1 protein-coding gene and 1 pseudogene are annotated in these 1,189 nt (G+C 75.2%); both read right to left on the bottom strand.

Annotated elements, in window-relative coordinates; all coding sequences use genetic code 11:
- The coding region (locus DZG00_RS15580; RefSeq protein ID WP_233550170.1) for a transglutaminase TgpA family protein at window positions 1-1,076 on the bottom strand (1,076 nt) is incomplete at its 3' end.
- 34 nt (window positions 1,077-1,110) lie between these two features.
- Window positions 1,111-1,189, bottom strand: a pseudogene (locus DZG00_RS17215) (3-deoxy-7-phosphoheptulonate synthase); the annotation flags it as partial.

Below are 1,189 nucleotides of genomic sequence, written 5' to 3'. Positions count from 1 at the left end.
ACGAGGAGGACGAGGCCGGCCGTCCCGAGGGCGGCCCACGGGATCCGGACGCCGGTGGCGCCGCTCGCCCCGGGCGCGGCGGACGTGGTGGGCGCCGGCGTCGCGGACGGCGTGGCCTCCGCGGGGGCGCTCGGCGAGGCGGACGGCGTGGGCGCCGCGGTCGGCGCGGCGGACGGCTGGGCGTAGGGCGCTGCCTGGCCGCGACCCGGCGTCGGCTCGAACGCGATCCAGCCGATGCCGGAGAAGTACAGCTCGGGCCAGGAGTGCAGGTCGTGGGATCCGACGCGGTAGGTGATGAGGTCGCCGTCGCGCCCGACCTGGTCGCCCGGCAGGTAGCCCACGGCCACGCGCGACGGGATGCCCGCCTCGCGCGCCATGATCGCCATGGCCGACGCGAAGTGCACGCAGTAGCCGGAGCGCACGCGCAGGAACTCCCCCACGACGTCCACGCCGCTGCCGTCGTAGCCCTGCTGGACGGGCGCGTCCTCGGAGTAGCGGAACTGCCCGCCGGTGAAGAACTCCTGGAGCGCGAGCGCCTGGTCGTATGGCGTGTCGATGCCGGCCAGCACGTCGGCCGTGGTGGAGGCGACGATGGCCGGGGTGTCGGTGGGGATCTGCAGGTACGGCTCGAGGTCGTCGTCCGTCTCCGGCGGCACGGCCTCCAGCTGCTCGCGGTCGGGGCGGGGCAGCCCGCTCGTCACGGTGTAGCTCTGGTCGCGGCTGTCGGAGTCGGACGAGCGGATCGCGAGGCCCTGCTCCGACCAGCGCCACGAGCCCTCGAGCCCGGCGACGCTGCGGGGCGCGTAGGGCACGGGCAGCCAGGCGCTCGAGGAGCCCTCGACCTGCACGCGCGCCTCGACCTCCTCGGCCGGCACGTCGGATCCGGCGCCGAGGTCGGGGCCGATCTCGTCGACGGTGTTCCCGTCCGGCGGGCGCAGCGGCGACGGGGCCCACTCGTCGCCCTCGAAGCGCGAGAGCGTCGTGACCTTGAAGTAGAGGGGCGTCAGCGATTCGGTCGAGTAGCGGAGCGCCTCGACGTCGACGGGGCGGCGGAGGTCGTCGCCGAGGTCGAGGATCGGGTTGACGACGCGCGATCCTCCCTGGCCGGAGCCGGTACGCGGGCAGCGTCAGGTCGCCGCGCGTCTCCGAGTCGCTCGAGCGGGGCTTGGCGAACTGGCCGGCCATGCGG

The organism is Clavibacter lycopersici (assembly GCF_003576405.1).
GTDB lineage: Bacteria > Actinomycetota > Actinomycetes > Actinomycetales > Microbacteriaceae > Clavibacter > Clavibacter lycopersici.
The sequence above is the reverse complement of the archived record's forward strand: the minus strand, read 5'-3'. Positions and strand labels throughout refer to the sequence as shown.